The organism is Eubacterium sp. An11, from assembly GCF_002161065.1.
Classification (GTDB): domain Bacteria; phylum Bacillota; class Clostridia; order Lachnospirales; family Lachnospiraceae; genus Anaerobutyricum; species Anaerobutyricum faecale.
Genome location: NZ_NFLV01000006.1, coordinates 47803 through 62896 on the forward strand (window position 1 = coordinate 47803; position 15094 = coordinate 62896).

General features: G+C 48.8%; 13 protein-coding genes and 1 tRNA gene. 4 read left to right on the forward strand and 10 right to left on the reverse strand.

The genetic code is table 11. The annotated features are described in order from the left end of the window. Window positions 1–11: 11 nt before the first annotated feature. Window positions 12–3167, reverse strand: a complete 3156-nt coding sequence (gene ileS, locus B5E53_RS06640; RefSeq protein ID WP_087313376.1) for an isoleucine--tRNA ligase — start codon at window positions 3165–3167, stop codon at window positions 12–14. A 455-nt stretch (window positions 3168–3622) separates the two neighbouring features. Here ileS and B5E53_RS06645 point away from each other — a divergent pair, with 455 nt between their 5' ends. Next, a complete protein-coding gene (locus B5E53_RS06645; protein WP_087313378.1) occupies window positions 3623–4054 on the forward strand; it encodes an SH3 domain-containing protein in 432 nt (143 codons plus the stop codon). A gap of 4 nt (window positions 4055–4058) precedes the next feature. Next, window positions 4059–5507 (forward strand): nicotinate phosphoribosyltransferase, encoded by a 1449-nt coding sequence (locus B5E53_RS06650; RefSeq protein ID WP_087313380.1) that lies wholly within the window; start codon window positions 4059–4061, stop codon window positions 5505–5507. 865 nt (window positions 5508–6372) lie between these two features. On the opposite strand, the gene ftsH is transcribed toward B5E53_RS06650, so the two are convergent. The 8 genes from ftsH to yabP form a co-directional block, all read right to left on the reverse strand. Next, window positions 6373–8226 carry an ATP-dependent zinc metalloprotease FtsH gene (gene ftsH, locus B5E53_RS06655; RefSeq protein WP_275532669.1) on the reverse strand — a complete coding sequence of 618 codons (1854 nt, stop codon included), beginning with the start codon at window positions 8224–8226 and terminating at the stop codon, window positions 6373–6375. Further along, window positions 8219–8797 (reverse strand): hypoxanthine phosphoribosyltransferase, encoded by a 579-nt coding sequence (gene hpt / locus B5E53_RS06660; RefSeq protein ID WP_087313382.1) that lies wholly within the window; start codon window positions 8795–8797, stop codon window positions 8219–8221. Before hpt ends, ftsH begins: the two co-directional genes overlap by 8 nt. A 30-nt stretch (window positions 8798–8827) precedes the next feature. Then, the gene (gene tilS, locus B5E53_RS06665) at window positions 8828–10399 is read right to left on the reverse strand and encodes a tRNA lysidine(34) synthetase TilS (RefSeq protein ID WP_087313384.1); all 1572 of its coding nucleotides are present in this window, start codon (window positions 10397–10399) and stop codon (window positions 8828–8830) included. Then, window positions 10363–11778 (reverse strand): SpoIIE family protein phosphatase, encoded by a 1416-nt coding sequence (locus tag B5E53_RS06670; RefSeq protein ID WP_162611816.1) that lies wholly within the window; start codon window positions 11776–11778, stop codon window positions 10363–10365. The genes tilS and B5E53_RS06670 overlap by 37 nt, the downstream gene beginning before the upstream one ends. Before the next feature lie 135 nt (window positions 11779–11913). Then, window positions 11914–11987: transfer RNA gene (locus B5E53_RS06675), tRNA-Met, on the reverse strand. Window positions 11988–12180: 193 nt separating this feature from the next. Further along, the gene (locus B5E53_RS06680) at window positions 12181–12669 is read right to left on the reverse strand and encodes a septum formation initiator family protein (RefSeq protein ID WP_087313388.1); all 489 of its coding nucleotides are present in this window, start codon (window positions 12667–12669) and stop codon (window positions 12181–12183) included. A 27-nt stretch (window positions 12670–12696) separates the two neighbouring features. After that, window positions 12697–13131 carry a spore cortex biosynthesis protein YabQ gene (yabQ, locus tag B5E53_RS06685; protein ID WP_162611817.1) on the reverse strand — a complete coding sequence of 145 codons (435 nt, stop codon included), beginning with the start codon at window positions 13129–13131 and terminating at the stop codon, window positions 12697–12699. A 46-nt stretch (window positions 13132–13177) separates the two neighbouring features. Continuing rightward, complete coding sequence (gene yabP, locus B5E53_RS06690) at window positions 13178–13486, reverse strand: sporulation protein YabP (protein ID WP_242963559.1); 309 nt, start codon at window positions 13484–13486, stop codon at window positions 13178–13180. A gap of 257 nt (window positions 13487–13743) precedes the next feature. Here yabP and B5E53_RS06700 point away from each other — a divergent pair, with 257 nt between their 5' ends. Both B5E53_RS06700 and B5E53_RS06705 read left to right on the forward strand, forming a co-directional pair. Beyond that, window positions 13744–14019, forward strand: coding sequence for an HU family DNA-binding protein (locus tag B5E53_RS06700; RefSeq protein WP_087313394.1), 276 nt, complete (start codon window positions 13744–13746; stop codon window positions 14017–14019). Continuing rightward, a complete protein-coding gene (locus B5E53_RS06705; protein ID WP_087275366.1) occupies window positions 14019–14258 on the forward strand; it encodes an RNA-binding S4 domain-containing protein in 240 nt (79 codons plus the stop codon). Before B5E53_RS06700 ends, B5E53_RS06705 begins: the two co-directional genes overlap by 1 nt. A gap of 123 nt (window positions 14259–14381) precedes the next feature. On the opposite strand, the gene B5E53_RS06710 is transcribed toward B5E53_RS06705, so the two are convergent. Then, window positions 14382–14927: a stage V sporulation T C-terminal domain-containing protein gene (locus B5E53_RS06710; protein WP_087313396.1), complete on the reverse strand. Its 546-nt coding sequence runs from the start codon at window positions 14925–14927 to the stop codon at window positions 14382–14384. Between the last annotated feature and the right edge of the window lie 167 nt (window positions 14928–15094).

The following is a 15094-nucleotide window of genomic DNA, read 5'->3' on the forward strand; positions in this document are numbered from 1 at the left end:
ATCCTCCTACATTATCTTTTTTCCACGGAAAGCTGCACTTTCTCACCGTTGATATTCCACTCTTTGGAATATCCGCGCTCTGCGTCAAATACAATCTCCTCTGCCAATACATCCCGTTTGATCACATCTGCGTTATCGGTCATAATTGCCCTGATTTTATCATTGCCGTTCTCGCAGACTGTAATGTGATCTGTCACCTCAAAGCCGGCTTCTTTCCGCATGGTCTGAATCTTGCTGATTATTTCTCTCACAAATCCTTCTTCGATCAGCTCCGGTGTCAGATTCGTATCCAGCACAACTGTAACCCCACGATCTTCCTGAGATACAAATCCTTCCTTCTGTGTCGTTGTGATAAGCAGTTCCTCCGGAGTTAAATCAATCTTACCATCATTCACAGTAATTGTCAAAACACCTTCCGTATCCAGCTGCTTCTTGGCGGCGCTGCCGTCGACCTCTGCCAGGGCCTTGCTGATCTGTCCCAGCTGCTTGCCGTATTTCGGTCCCAGAAGACGAAGCTGCGGTTTGAAAATGTATCCGGCAAACTCGGAAACATCATCTTTAAACTCCACATTCTTGACATTGAGCTCTTCCTCAATGATCTCTTTATAGAAGACGTTAAGCTCGCTGTCCGCTTTCACAAACATCTCGCCGATCGGCTGACGGTTCTTGATACCGGACGCATTTCTTGCGGCACGGCCGAGAACAACGATATCCAGCACTTCCGCCATGTCTTTCTCCAGCTGAGCATCGATCATCTCTTCTTTTACTTCCGGGAAGTCGCACAGATGGATACTCTCCGGCGCGTCTTTGTCCACGGTTCTCACCAGATTCTGATAAATGTCCTCTGTCATGAACGGGATCATCGGAGCCGCTGCCTTGGCGATGGTCACAAGGGCTGTATATAAAGTCATATATGCGTTGATCTTGTCCTGCTCCATGCCTTTTGCCCAGAAACGGCTTCTGGAGCGGCGCACGTACCAGTTGCTCATCTCATCCACAAAGCTCTGCAGCACCTTGGCCGTCTCTGTGATCTTGTAATTGTTGAGATTATCATCTACGGCTTTCACTGTGGAGTACAGACGGGACAGAAGCCATTTATCCATAACGGAAAGCTTGTCGTAATCCAGAGTATACTGTGTCGGGTCAAAGGAATCGATATCCGCATACAATACAAAGAATGCGTAGGTGTTCCAGAGAGTTCCCATGAATTTTCTCTGTCCTTCTGTCACCGCATCATCGTGGAACCGGTTCGGCAGCCACGGCGCGCTGTTGGAGTAGAAATACCAGCGGATGGCGTCAGCACCATGGCGTTCCAGCGCATCGAACGGATCCACCGCATTTCCTTTACTCTTACTCATCTTCTGTCCGTTCTCATCCTGCACATGGCCAAGAACGATGACGTTCTCATACGGTGCCCGGTTAAACAGCAGGGTGGATTCCGCCAGCAGGGAATAGAACCATCCACGGGTCTGATCCACAGCCTCAGAAATAAACTGTGCCGGGAACTGTTCCTTAAAGGTCTCCTGATTTTCAAATGGATAGTGATGCTGCGCAAACGGCATCGCTCCGGAGTCAAACCAGCAGTCAATGACCTCAGGCACACGGCGCATGGTCTTTCCACAATCCGGACAGGTAAATGTGATCTCATCAATATACGGGCGATGCAGTTCCACTGTTCTGGCATCCGGATTGCCGCTTCTCTCTGCCAGTTCTTCACGGCTTCCGATGGATTCCATATGGCCGCAGCCTTCGCACTCCCATACATTTAACGGAGTACCCCAGTAACGGTTTCTGGAAACGCCCCAGTCCTGCAGATTGTTGAGCCAGTCGCCGAAACGTCCTTTTCCGATGGATTCCGGAATCCAGTTGATGGTGTTATTGTTGCGGATCATATCCTCTTTCACTGCTGTCATTTTGATGAACCAGGATTCTCTCGCATAGTAGATCAGCGGAGTGTCACATCTCCAGCAGAACGGATAGTCATGCTCGAACTTCGGCGCATCAAAGAGCAGTCCTTTGGCATCCAGATCTTTGAGAATCTGCGGGTCTGCATCTTTTACGAAAGTTCCGGCATAGTCGGTCTCTTCTGTCATCTCACCTTTGGCGTTGACGAACTGTACGAACGGCAGGTCATATTTTCTTCCCACATTGGAGTCATCCTCACCAAACGCCGGAGCGATATGAACGATACCGGTACCGTCGGACATGGTTACATATCCGTCGCAGGTCACGAAGAATCCTTTCTTGTGCTGTTTTTCGGCAGCTGCTCCCGCTGCGGCAAACAGAGGCTCGTACTCTTTATATTCCATATCGGAGCCCTTCATGGTCTCAAGGACTTCGTAGGCCTTTTCTCCTTCCCCGGCCAGTTTGCCGAGGACTTTATCCAGCAGAGCCTCCGCCATATAATAAGTGTATCCATCCACAGCCTTTACCTTGCAGTAAGTCTCGTCCGGATTCACACAGAGCGCTACGTTGGATGGCAGTGTCCACGGAGTCGTGGTCCATGCCAGGAAATATGCGTCCTCACCTACCACTTTAAAACGTACCACGGCAGAACGCTCTTTTACCGCTTTGTAGCCCTGCGCCACCTCGTGGGAGGAAAGAGGAGTTCCACACCGCGGGCAGTAAGGCACGATCTTAAATCCTTTGTATAAAAGTCCCTTGTTCCAGATGGTCTTTAACGCCCACCATTCGGACTCAATGAAATCATCGTGATAAGTGACGTATGGATTATCCATATCAGCCCAGAAACCGACGGTGTTGGAGAAATCTTCCCACATGCCTTTGTATTTCCAGACAGATTCTTTACATTTTCTGATGAAAGGATCCAGACCGTACTCTTCGATCTGCTCCTTTCCGTCAAGCCCCAGTTCTTTTTCCACTTCCAGCTCCACCGGAAGACCGTGGGTATCCCATCCGGCCTTTCTTGGCACCATGTATCCTTTCATGGTTCTGTACCGCGGAATCATATCCTTGATGACACGGGTCAGCACGTGACCGATATGCGGCTTGCCGTTGGCAGTAGGCGGTCCGTCATAAAAAGTATAAGTCGGACATCCTTCTCTTTGTTCCATGCTTTTCTTAAAAATGTCATTGTCCTTCCAGAACTTTGCAGTTTCCTTTTCTCTTTCCACAAAATTCAGGTTTGTCGAAACTTTTTTGTACATTTTTCCCTCCTATGGCCTGTTGAAATAAAAAAAGCTTCCATCCGTAACAGGATGAAAGCCCAAGCGTTCATTATACCACCTTTTACATACTATCATATGCCTCTCTTGTAACGGTGAGATTCCGTCGCCGCTTACTGTATGCTTTCAGCAGCGCAACTCAGGAGTGATGTTCAGAGATTCCCTACTGGCGGCGGGTTCCCACTGTCTCCGCCTCACTGGAGCGTTCAGAAATTCCTACTGTCTCCGTCTTCGTTTTTAACACAACAATCATATACTACCTGCGGAAAAATGTCAATTATAATTCTATGGCATTTTCCATAATATTATGGTAAAATATCAGATAAACCTTGTGTCAAATGTATAGCCGCATCTGCCGCAGGGGAATACTACCTATATTTATAGAAAGAAACTGACTGATTTCTTCTTTTTCAATACAATGATCGAAAGGAGTCCACATGATAAAAAAATTCATTGTATCTTTTCTTTGCGTTGTGTTTATCGCAGGAGTTATTTTCTCCGGTATTTCGTTTCTCTACTTTGCCATTCCAAGCAAACAGGCAATGAACTCTATCAGTCTGCCTTCCACTGTGGAGGATTCAGAAGAGACGGAGAGCGCCTCCACCGAGGAGGAAGAAAACAGCGAGGACATTTACGTGGCCGATGTACATCAGTCGCTGACCCTCCGCAACGGACCGAGCAGCGATTCTGATGAAATTGCCAGTCTGACGCCCATGACACATTTACGGCTGATCGAATCCGTAGAGAATACCGATTACGCTTTAGTGGAAGTACAGACCGGTCAATACGAAAGCTACAGAGGATATGTAAACAGCGAATACATCACCCCGTTGGGGGAATCGACGATTCGTGTAGGAACAGAGGAGTAAGATTATGTTTTCCAGCAACCTGACCATGATGACTGATTTATACGAGCTGACCATGATGCAGGGATATTTTTTGAACGGCAACAACGACACTGTCGTGTTCGATATGTTTTACCGCACCAATCCCAGCGGAAGCGCCTACGCCATTACCTGCGGCCTGGCTCAGGTCATTGACTATGTAAAGAATTTAAGTTTTTCTTATGACGATATTGATTATCTGAGAAGCCTCCACATTTTCCGGGAAGATTTTCTTTCCTATCTGGCAGGCTTCCATTTCAGCGGCGACATCTACGCGATTCCGGAAGGCACCGTTGTCTTTCCGAAAGAACCGCTGATCAAAGTGATCGCTCCGATCATGGAGGCGCAGCTGGTGGAGACAGCGATTTTAAACATCGTCAACCACCAGAGTCTCATCGCCACCAAGGCATCCCGGGTAGACTACGCCGCCGGCGGCGGCGTCATGGAGTTCGGCCTCCGCCGTGCCCAGGGACCGGACGCCGGAACACTGGGAGCCAGAGCGGCTGTCATCGGCGGCTGCACCGGCACCTCCAATGTACTGGCAGGAGAGCTCTTCGGCATTCCGGTGCAGGGCACTCACGCCCACTCCTGGATCATGAGCTTCCCGGATGAATATACGGCTTTCAAGACTTACGCCGACATGTATCCGGATGCCTGCATCCTTCTGGTGGATACCTATGACACACTGAAATCCGGCGTTCCCAACGCCATCCGCGTATTTGAGGAAATGCGTGCCAGAGACATCCACCCTAAGTTATATGGCATCCGCTTAGACAGCGGCGACCTGGCTTATCTCTCCAAAAAGGCCCGGGCCATGCTGGATGAGGCCGGATTTACCGATGCGGTCATCTCCGCTTCCAGCGATCTGGATGAATACCTGATCGACAGTCTGCGGACGCAGGGCGCAGCCATCACCTCCTGGGGTGTTGGCACCAATCTGATCACCTCGGCGGACAATCCTGCCTTCGGCGGAGTATACAAGCTGGCCGCCATCAAAAAAGCTGATGAGACAGAGTTCACCGCCAAGATCAAGATCTCCGAGAATCCGGAGAAGATCACAAATCCGGGTAACAAGACCATCTTCCGCATCTATGATAACGAGACGAAGAAGATCAAGGCTGACTTAATCTGTCTGGTGGGCGAACATTATGATATTTCCGAAGATCTTAAGATTTTCGATCCGATTTCCACCTGGAAAAAATCAACGATACCGGGAGGCACCTATCACATGCGTGAACTTCTGGTTCCGGTTTTCCTCAACGGACAGTGTGTCTATGAATCTCCGGACACCATGAGCATCAAAGCGGTCTGTCAGCAGGAATTAGACACTCTCTGGGACGAGAACCGCAGACTGATGAATCCACAGACGGTATACGTCGATCTGTCCCAGCCGCTCTTCGATCTGAAGCGCCGGCTGCTGGAGGACGAGAAACAATAAATGATCAACAAGACATACGAAAAACAGGCAGCCGGTAAACGGCTGCCTGTTTTTCTGGCTTTATACATGTATTTGCGAGAGCGGCCCCGATGCCGCTCTCAATTTGGAGAAGGTATTTTGTTACGTTATTAGCAACAAAATCTATAATGTATTGGGGGGGGTTACGCCTATTATAATAGCATCTGTTTCTTCTGAAGTGTGCATAAACTTTATTTTTTTCTCCTTATTTTTTTATGCATTTTGTCAAAATACATGTAAAAGTTTTCCAAACTATCTGACAATAAGAATGATTACTATATGTTGACTTCCCGGTCTCTTTATAATCGCGGTTTACAGACTTGTGAGAAAGCCGGCAGCACCAAACCGCCTCTTTCTCAAACGCTCCACAAACGATTCGACAAAATATTTTTGTGCACGAAAAAAGGATGGCAATTCCGAACGCCATCCTTTTTTGGAGAAGGTATTTTTGTTACTTATTGGGTGTAGCAAAAACTATATAATGTATTGGGGGGGTTACGCTATTATAATAGCATCCCCCTTCGCTAAAGTGTGCACAAAAAAACATTTTTTTAACAAAAAATTTTGTGCAGGATAGACTCGTTTCGACAAGTTTTGGTCATATTGTCTGAAATTCTAGAATTTTCCGCCTTCCTTTTTACTATTTTTCCGTAATTGAGTCGATTTTACCAATTTTTTACCTTGCTTTACAACAATAATACTACTCCGTTTTAGTATAAAAAAGTATCTTTTTATATATTGTATGACTTATAATTAACAAAAAAAGAATTCTGCAAAGCAGGATTCCCCGCCTGCGGCGGGTCGCGAAAGCGACATCTTCCTTCCCGCCGCCGATGAGAAATCCTTTTCAGGCTTCTGCATTCTGTTCTGTGGGATGCTCGCGGTTTTCAAATAAGGCTTCAAATTCGTCGCGGTTGATTCTCTCTTTCTCGATCAGAAGGGCCGCACAGGCATGCAGCACATCCATATGCTCCAGGATGATCCGTTTAGCGTCCGCATAACATTCATCCACCAGTTTCTTGACTTCTTTGTCAATCTCGCTGGCCACTTCTTCACTGAAGCTTCTGGAATGTCCCAGATCTCTGCCCAGGAATACTTCATCTGTGTTCTCCTCGTAATTGATGAACCCAAGCTTCTCAGACATACCGTACTGGGTGATCATAGCTCTCGCCGTGGATGTCACGCTCTTGATATCCTGTGCCGCTCCGGTGGTCACATCCCCGAAAATCAGCTCTTCGGCAATTCTTCCGCCCATGCCCACCTTGATATCCTGAATCATCTTACTCTTCGTGTTGAAGACATTGTCATTCTCCGGCAGCGGCATGGTATAACCTGCCGCTCCAACGCCGGTCGGAATAATGGAAACCGTGTAGACCGGCCCCACATCCGGCAGCACATGGAACAAGATCGCATGGCCGGACTCATGATAAGCCGTAATCTTTTTCTCCAGTTCCGGAACCAGGCGGCTCTTTTTCTCCGTACCGATTCCCACTTTGATAAATGCCTTCCGCACATCTTCCATTTTGATAAACCGGCGGTCATTTCTCGCCGCAAGGATCGCCGCCTCGTTCATCAGGTTCTCCAGATCCGCGCCGGAAAATCCCGGTGTCGTCCTGGCGATCTGATGCAGATCCACGTCCTGTGCCAGCGGTTTGCCCTGAATGTGCACTCTGAGAATCTCTTCTCTTCCTTTTACATCCGGTCTGCCCACCGCCACTTTCCGGTCAAAACGTCCCGGACGCAGGATAGCCGGATCCAGAATATCCACACGGTTGGTGGCCGCCATGACAATGATTCCCTCGTTGACGCCAAAACCGTCCATCTCTACCAGCAGCTGGTTTAATGTCTGTTCTCTCTCATCGTGTCCGCCGCCAAGACCGGTTCCTCTCCGTCTTGCCACGGCGTCGATTTCATCGATAAAGATGATACACGGTGAATTTCTCTTTGCTTCCTCAAAAAGATCCCGGACTCTGGACGCTCCGACGCCGACAAACATTTCCACAAAGTCAGAACCGGAGATACTGAAGAACGGCACATCCGCCTCTCCTGCCACCGCTTTGGCAAGAAGCGTCTTACCGGTTCCCGGAGGGCCCACTAAAAGGACGCCTTTTGGAATTCTGGCGCCCACTTCGATGAACTTTCCGGGATTCTTCAGGAAGTCTACAATCTCTTTGAGTTCTTCCTTTTCCTCCTGGAGTCCGGCCACCTGATTAAACTGTACCTTTTTCACATGCGGGTCCTGCATCTTGGCCCGGCTTTTACCGAAATTCATCATTTTGCCGTTGCTGCCGCCTCCGGCCGCTCTTCCCAGCATCATGAACATAAACACGAACATCACAATAAAGATAAGAAGATACGGAAGCACTCCCACAAGAATTCCGCCGGCGTGGCTCACATTGGAAACCACATAGGTCACTTTGTATTGCTGCGCATCTTCAATGGCATCATTGACATCCGTAACATACAGGGAGTCCTCTTCTCCGTCAACGAACTTCACATTGACCGTTCCGGTAGGAACTTCTTCATTCTGCATGATCTCAATGGATGCAATCTCACCCTGTGACAGGTCCTGCTCAAACTGCGTATAAGTATACACCTCATCTCCCGAGGTGAAATTCCTGTGCATGTAGTAGCTCACAAAGGAATAAATCAGCAGCATCACGACCAAAAAAACGAGAATATTTTTAAAGTTCTTACTCAACGATTTCTCCTTTCTTATCCGGTTCTGCTTCCCCGTCGCCGGCGGAAGCCTCCGGCTCTACAACTCCGATAAATGGAAGATTTCTGTATTTCTGCGCATAGTCAAGTCCGTAACCCACCACAAACTCATCCGGAATATCGAATCCCAGATAATCGATCTGCACCTCAACTTCCCGGCGATCCGGCTTATTTAACAGCGCGCACAGACGAATGCTGGCCGGATTCCTCTGTTTTAAAACAGGAATCAGATAATGCAGCGTGCGTCCGGAATCAATGATATCCTCCACAATGAGGACCTCTCTGCCTTCCATGGAATCATCCAGGTCTTTTTTAATCCGGACAATACCCGAACTGCTGGTGGCATTGCCATAACTGGACACCTGCATGAAGTCCAGCGAAACCGGTACGGTGATGTGTTTTGCCAGCTCACAGGCAAAGAACACGCCTCCTTTCAGAATACAGATCATATGCACTTCCTTTCCTGCATACTCTTCACTGATTCTCGCTCCCAGTTCTTTAATCTTTTCATTTACTTCTTCTTCCGGTATCAGCACACTGATCTTATCAGCCATTGTATTTCCTCCATTTCTCACTCCACAATGTTACTTTTGAATACTTTTATCTTCTGCACGGACGACAAGGATCCGACCGGTATCAGATCTCACTTTGTACGCCTCACTGATCCTTCCGCCAAGCACCCACAGTACATGGGAACCTTCCGTCAGGAGCAGCCTCTCGTCCCGCTCTTCAGCCGGGATCTTCTCATCGATAAAATAGCGCCGCAGAGATTTATGCCGCCCCTCTTTGTCCACAACAAAATAATCGCCGGTCTGCCGGCTTCTTATACAAAGAGTACTTTTTATTCTATCATAATCAAAGTATTTAACACAATCATTTTTTTCGATATCACCGCCATGAAATTGCTTCAGGCAAAAACAGATCTTCCTCTTATGGTCAATATCCGTCTCCCAGGCATTGTTCTTCTCAAGCGCCTCCATATCCACCCACCGGACCGCCGGCTTTTTCTCATTTTTCTTTCTCCCGGCCTCCTGACAGGCCTCCCGGCGAAGAAGAAGAATCCCCTCTCTGGTTCTCTCTGCCACCAGTCCGTAGGGAAGCTCCCGGCGCCTGCCGGCTTTCTTATCCACCAGCGACGCCATCTGCTCCACATGCGTTGCCGTCAGATCCTTTTGATGTCCGGCCATGTCCGTCAGCATTCTGCGCAGCGTCTCGTGTCGTTCCACCGGATGCATGTTCCGGGCTTTTTCCACCGGCAGAAAGCAGGTGTCTTTCTGCCGGATCACATTTTTCTCATAAATATTCTGAAAGACCGGCTCCAGATAATCCATGAACGCCGCTGCCTGCCGGGAAATCTGCCCCAGGTGTTCCACCGCCCCGGCATTCAGATGTTCCATCTCCGGCAGAAGGCGCAGACGGATATAATTCCTGCTGTATCCGTCGTCCTGATTGCTGGTGTCCTCCACAAAATCCTGCCCGAGGTCCCGGAGAATTCCCCTGATCTCTTTTCTTTCCAGGCAGAGCAGCGGACGGATGATCGTCCCTGTCACCGGGCGGATGGCCGCCAGCCCTCTGAGTCCGGTTCCTCTCGCCATGCGGAAAAGCATTGTCTCCGCCAGATCATTTTTGTGATGGGCCACCGCCGTCTTATTACAATTCCATTTCTTCGCAAACTCCTCAAAACAGGCATAACGCACCAGCCGTCCGGCCTCCTCGACGGAACAGCCCCGGTTCTTCTTTTCTTCCCATACATTTCTCCTTACCGCGGCAAAGGGAACCTCCCAGTCTCTGCACAGACCGGCGGCGAACTGTTCATCCCTTTCCGCCTCCTCTCCCCGCAGCAGGTGATTGACATGCAATGCATATACCTTAATATGTATTTTCTCCCGAACGGACAACAGATACCGCAGCAGGCACACGGAATCCGCTCCGCCCGATAATCCCACCAGCACGGAGTCTCCCTCCTGCAGCATATGATGTTCTCTCACAAATGTGTCAACCTTTTTCCACATGATTTCATCCTTATCATCTATTCCTTTTGTCTGTTTCTCCTGCATCTGTCCGGACGGCGGACATGCCGTCCCCTGTATGTTCTGCCTCCCGGCAGTTTTGCCGGTCTTTATATTTTCCGCCTGCCCGGCCGGCCCGTCTCCCACAGAGCCGCCACCATTACCGTCCGGTCATCATCATGCCCTTCCGGAGGCACCGGCACCGCCTTCATCAACTCATCGGCAAAACGCTGGGCGCTGGTCGTCTTTATATTCTGTAAAATCGTCTCCATCCGGAGCGTGCTGCCAGGCATGGCCTCAAAGTCCAGCATCCCATCGGAAAGCAGGATAACCATATCCCCATCATACAGCTTTCTGTGAGAAATATCAAACCGTTGTTCTGTCAGACATCCCGGCGGCAGACTGGAAGGAAGAATACGCTCCACAGACTTTTTGTGGCGGATAAAGGCTGCTGTTCCCCCCGCCTTTAAGGTTTTGAGGGTTCCGGTCTGCAGAGAGATCACAGCGGCATCCAGGGTGGCATACTCCGCCTTTTTGCGCGTCAGCAACGTGCTGTGCAGGATTTCCAGGGCATACTCCTCATGGATTCCCGCCTCCAGCATCGCCTCAAAGGCTTCAATGAGTTCCTGACTGTCATGACTGGCGCTCTCCCCCACGCCCATGCCGTCGGAGAGCAGCATCACCGCCCTCTTCTTATTATAATTTGCAAAAGAGAAGGAATCTCCGCAGACTTCCTCCCCTTTTTTATTGCAGCGCCGGATCCCAAACAATACCTGAAAACCGCCCTCTTCCGTAAACTCCATCCTGTTTCTTCCGGAACGGACCCAGGTATCGGTACCCGCCGCGCGGAATTCCTTTCCGTAGGCAGCGGCAAGCGCCTGCAGCACTCCTGTGATCTTTCTCGAGCCGGCTATGGGACGCAGACTGAGACTCACGTTCAGAAGACCGCTTTCATCCACATATTCTCTTCCGCCAAGCAAATGGAATCCTCTCCGGAGAAGTGACAGGCGGAGCCTCCTTTTTCTCTCCCCCTCTATCACATTCCCATCGGACAGCAGTCTCCGGCATTCCTGCATCAGCATATACTGGGACAGTATCTGTTTCTGCATGACCCGGCGAAGTCCACTCATCCTTCTCTCCCAGCAGCGGTTCTGATAGAGCATCCGGAACAGCCAGGCCATTTCTTCCATAAAAGGCTGAAAATAGACGCATTGTTTTCTGAAGTCCCCCGAAGCCATTCTGCCGTCCACACGGCTTTCGCTGGCTGCTTTTTCCAGAATAGCCGAAATCTCCCCCAGCGTCTTCTCTTTTTTCCGGCCGAAACATTCCCTGTATTTCGGGCATCTCCGGCAGACATCTTCCGTCAGTGTCGTATATATAAATTCTGTTCCCTTTCCGGACAGTACTTCCGGCCGTTCCTCCGCAGATTCCGAGAGCCTCAGCAGCTCTTTCAGAGAATCCTCAAACATCTGCAGCCGGTGGTACACCTCGCCTTCCAGGGAAAGCTCTCTTTTCTTCTCTTTCATAATCCACCCCCACATCTTCTATGATATTATATAGAGCGGCAGCGGATTCGTTTGTCAAAATCTGTCACAGATTTATAAAAACAAGAATTTCCTACAAAATGAAAAAAGGCCCTTTCGGGCCTCTCAAAAAAATAGTAGCGGGAACTGGATTTGAACCAGCGACACCACGGGTATGAACCGTGTGCTCTAGCCAACTGAGCTATCCCGCCGCACTCAACGAGCGATATAATACCATGAAAAAAAAGCTGTGTCAACCATTTTTTACATGTTTTCTTTTATATTTTTTGAAAAAAGTGATTTCCCGTTGCGAAACGTTCCTGTGCGGCGCCTGACATCCTGATTTTGAGGAAGTATCGCCCGCCATGCAGTCTCTTCCAAAACAACGCTGCGCCAAAGCTGAGATCACTGTTCTCCGGAATCGGCGCCATCCTCACCGGGATCATCGGCTACGCCGTCATCTTCCTCATCATCCGCAGCGCTGCTGTCATCTGCTGCATCAGTCTGCTTATCTTTTTCTTCAACGCTCTTTCCGGAATCAGCACCGGCAGTCTCCCCGGAATCTCCATTCTCCGATTGCTGCAGGGAGTACTCATCTTCTCCGATCATCCCCAGCTTCTCTCTGGCCATTTTCTCCTTGAACTCCGCGGAATCCATATTGTTCCTCTCGTCTTCCAGTGTCTGATTGGTATCCTTAATATCCCTGATCTCCGTGCTCAGCTCGTCAATAGTATTCTCATAGCGTTCCGCTCTTTTTCTCAGATCCTGACATCCAAAGGCCACGGCAACCAGAATGATCACAACGCAAATGATCACCGTCACAGATTTTTTCGTAAAAAATCTCTTGCGAAACCTTTGGTTGAATTGTTTGCTGTTCTTTCTTTTCTTCTTCATCTGCTCACCTGTTCCCGCATGATTGGTTTACTTTCTGCTTCTCACTATTTTAACGGTTCTCCTTACTTTTTTCAATGTCTTTAAAAGAGAATTCACAATTATTTTTCCGGGAAAAAACAAAGCGGCAGCAGCTTTTTTCAGAAAAAATACCGCCGCGCCCACCAGCAGTTCCATCCCTTTTTCCATCAGTGCGCTCAAAAGGAAAAAATATCCCATGGCTCCGGCAAACAACCCCAGCAGTACATAAAAGCGGATACTCCCCTGATTATATATCTGGAACAGCAGAAAAAGCCCCGCCGCAGCGCTGAGACAGAACACGATATCTTCCATATGCACGGTCCGGTTCCGGTGTGAGATTTTTCTCCGGACCGCCCGGAAGAAATCATACCACAGCCCCAGTATCACGCCGTAAAGGACACTGATCAAAAAAAGCGATGACTGCTGCACGATGATTTCCGCCACAGCACTCCCTCCCCGCACAGTTTTGACGCCGGCACAAACGGCCGCCTCACCGGAACAATCTCCTCATGATCCCGCCCTTTTCTCCTTTGGCAGGCCCGCTGTCCGAATATATAAAACTGTCCACGATCCCCTCTATTTCCACTTCTCCCTTTTCGACCATGAGTTTGGTCACATGCAGATCTTCTCCGTGGATCATCAGCATCCCCTGTTCTGTATCCAGAATGATCTCCCCGGGATCAAAAGAAATCACTTCCCGCACTCCGTTGATGATACCGCTGTTTCGGTTAAACAATGATATTTTGTGATTTTTCATGATACGTTCTTCCATGTATCCTCCATTCTCCTGAAACTGCATCAAAACGCCTCCGGCTTATGTCCCCTTTCTTTCATTCTTATGCGCTCCGGCGGACTGACATGCATGGAGGCGAAAACTTTAAACAAAGCGTCAGAAAGTTTTAAATATATCTCCTTGACAAATAAAGCGGAAACCGTTATAACTATGGAAGTAAGTAGACTCTATGCGGATTTTACAACAAATATACCGCCTGAATTCTACACTTTTTTTATTATCCAAAGTGTCGGTTTCGGGTGTGAATATCAGGAGGAATTATTATGAATAAAACTGAATTGGTTACAGCCATCGCTGAGAGAACAGAACTGACAAAAAAAGATGCTGATAACGCTTTAAAGGCATTTATCGATGTTGTTGGAGATGAACTGAGCAAGGGTGAAAAAGTACAGCTTGCCGGCTTTGGTACATTTGAAGTGGCTGAGCGTGCAGAACGTGAAGGTATCAATCCAAGAACAAAAGAGACCATCACGATCCCTGCATCCAAATCTCCGAAATTCAAAGCCATGAAGGCATTAAAGGAGAAAGTGAATAATTAATGAGACTGGATAAATTTCTGAAAGTTTCCCGCCTGATCAAACGGCGCACCGTGGCCAACGAGGCCTGCGACGCAGGACGGGTACTGGTCAACGGCAAAGCTGCCAAGGCCAGCCTCAATGTAAAAAGCGGCGATATCCTGGAGATCCAGTTCGGCAACAAAAGTGTAAAGGCCGAGATCCTGGATGTCAAAGATACCGCTAAAAAAGAGGAAGCCAAAGAGCTGTTTCGATATTTATAAAGTTGCTAAAAGGACAGTGCACTGTAGCGGAACATCCGTACAGCGCACTGTCCTTTTGTTTTTATCGTCTCATTTTTTTAATTTGTGTTTTTTACTTTCCTTCTTTTCATGCTCTGTATCTCTTTACACATTGACCTGGCGGCCCAGAAATTCCGCCGCAATGGCAGCCACCTTTCGTTCCAGCTCACCCAGCTTCCGTCCCGGTTCCTTCGCCTGAAGAAATACGGCTCCGAGGATCTCACCGCCGCTGCGGATCACCGAAAAAATCTGATCACCGCCGGCTTCCATTCCTTCCGTCACCGGAATAAAACGTTTCCTCTCCGAGGCCGGCAGCTGTTCATCTCTGTCGTCCAGAATTCTTTCCAGACGTCCGCTGATTCCCTGTCCTTTTAATCCCTTTCCCGCTCCGCCGGCTGCGGCGATCACTTTTTCCCTGTCGGTGATAATGGCGCAGGCTCCCGTCTGCTGGACCATGCACTCAGCGTATTCTTCAGCCAGGGAGGAAAACTCGGAAAAAGGGAGATACTTTTTTAAGATAATGCCCCCTTCCTGATCTGTATAAATTTCCAGGGGCATCCCTTCCTTCACCTTCAGAGTCTTTCTTATCTCCTTTGGGATCACAATTCTGCCTAAATCATCGATTCTGCGCACAATCCCTGTCGCTTTCATAATGCATTTACCTCCATCGTTGTCTATTCTTCCCAAATCCGGCTTCTTATCTGCTGTAAAATGCCAGTTCGGGTATGCTCTGGTTCTGATTTTGTATAGCTTTCACCAGAAATAGTATGAGCCGATGCAGGTATTTTATACTAAAAGATTTCAGTCAGAACACATTC

Excerpts from the sequence above, each read along its gene's own strand:
- hpt (WP_087313382.1), bottom strand. The coding sequence starts at position 8,797 with ATGGCTGATAAGATCAGTGTGCTGATACCGGAAGAAGAAGTAAATGAA.
- B5E53_RS06680 (WP_087313388.1), bottom strand. The coding sequence starts at position 12,669 with ATGAAGAAGAAAAGAAAGAACAGCAAACAATTCAACCAAAGGTTTCGC.
- B5E53_RS06710 (WP_087313396.1), bottom strand. The coding sequence starts at position 14,927 with ATGAAAGCGACAGGGATTGTGCGCAGAATCGATGATTTAGGCAGAATT.
- yabP (WP_242963559.1), bottom strand. The coding sequence starts at position 13,486 with ATGCAGTTTCAGGAGAATGGAGGATACATGGAAGAACGTATCATGAAA.
- B5E53_RS06650 (WP_087313380.1), top strand. The coding sequence starts at position 4,059 with ATGTTTTCCAGCAACCTGACCATGATGACTGATTTATACGAGCTGACC.
- B5E53_RS06700 (WP_087313394.1), top strand. The coding sequence starts at position 13,744 with ATGAATAAAACTGAATTGGTTACAGCCATCGCTGAGAGAACAGAACTG.
- ileS (WP_087313376.1), bottom strand. The coding sequence starts at position 3,167 with ATGTACAAAAAAGTTTCGACAAACCTGAATTTTGTGGAAAGAGAAAAG.
- B5E53_RS06705 (WP_087275366.1), top strand. The coding sequence starts at position 14,019 with ATGAGACTGGATAAATTTCTGAAAGTTTCCCGCCTGATCAAACGGCGC.
- B5E53_RS06645 (WP_087313378.1), top strand. The coding sequence starts at position 3,623 with ATGATAAAAAAATTCATTGTATCTTTTCTTTGCGTTGTGTTTATCGCA.
- B5E53_RS06670 (WP_162611816.1), bottom strand. The coding sequence starts at position 11,778 with ATGAAAGAGAAGAAAAGAGAGCTTTCCCTGGAAGGCGAGGTGTACCAC.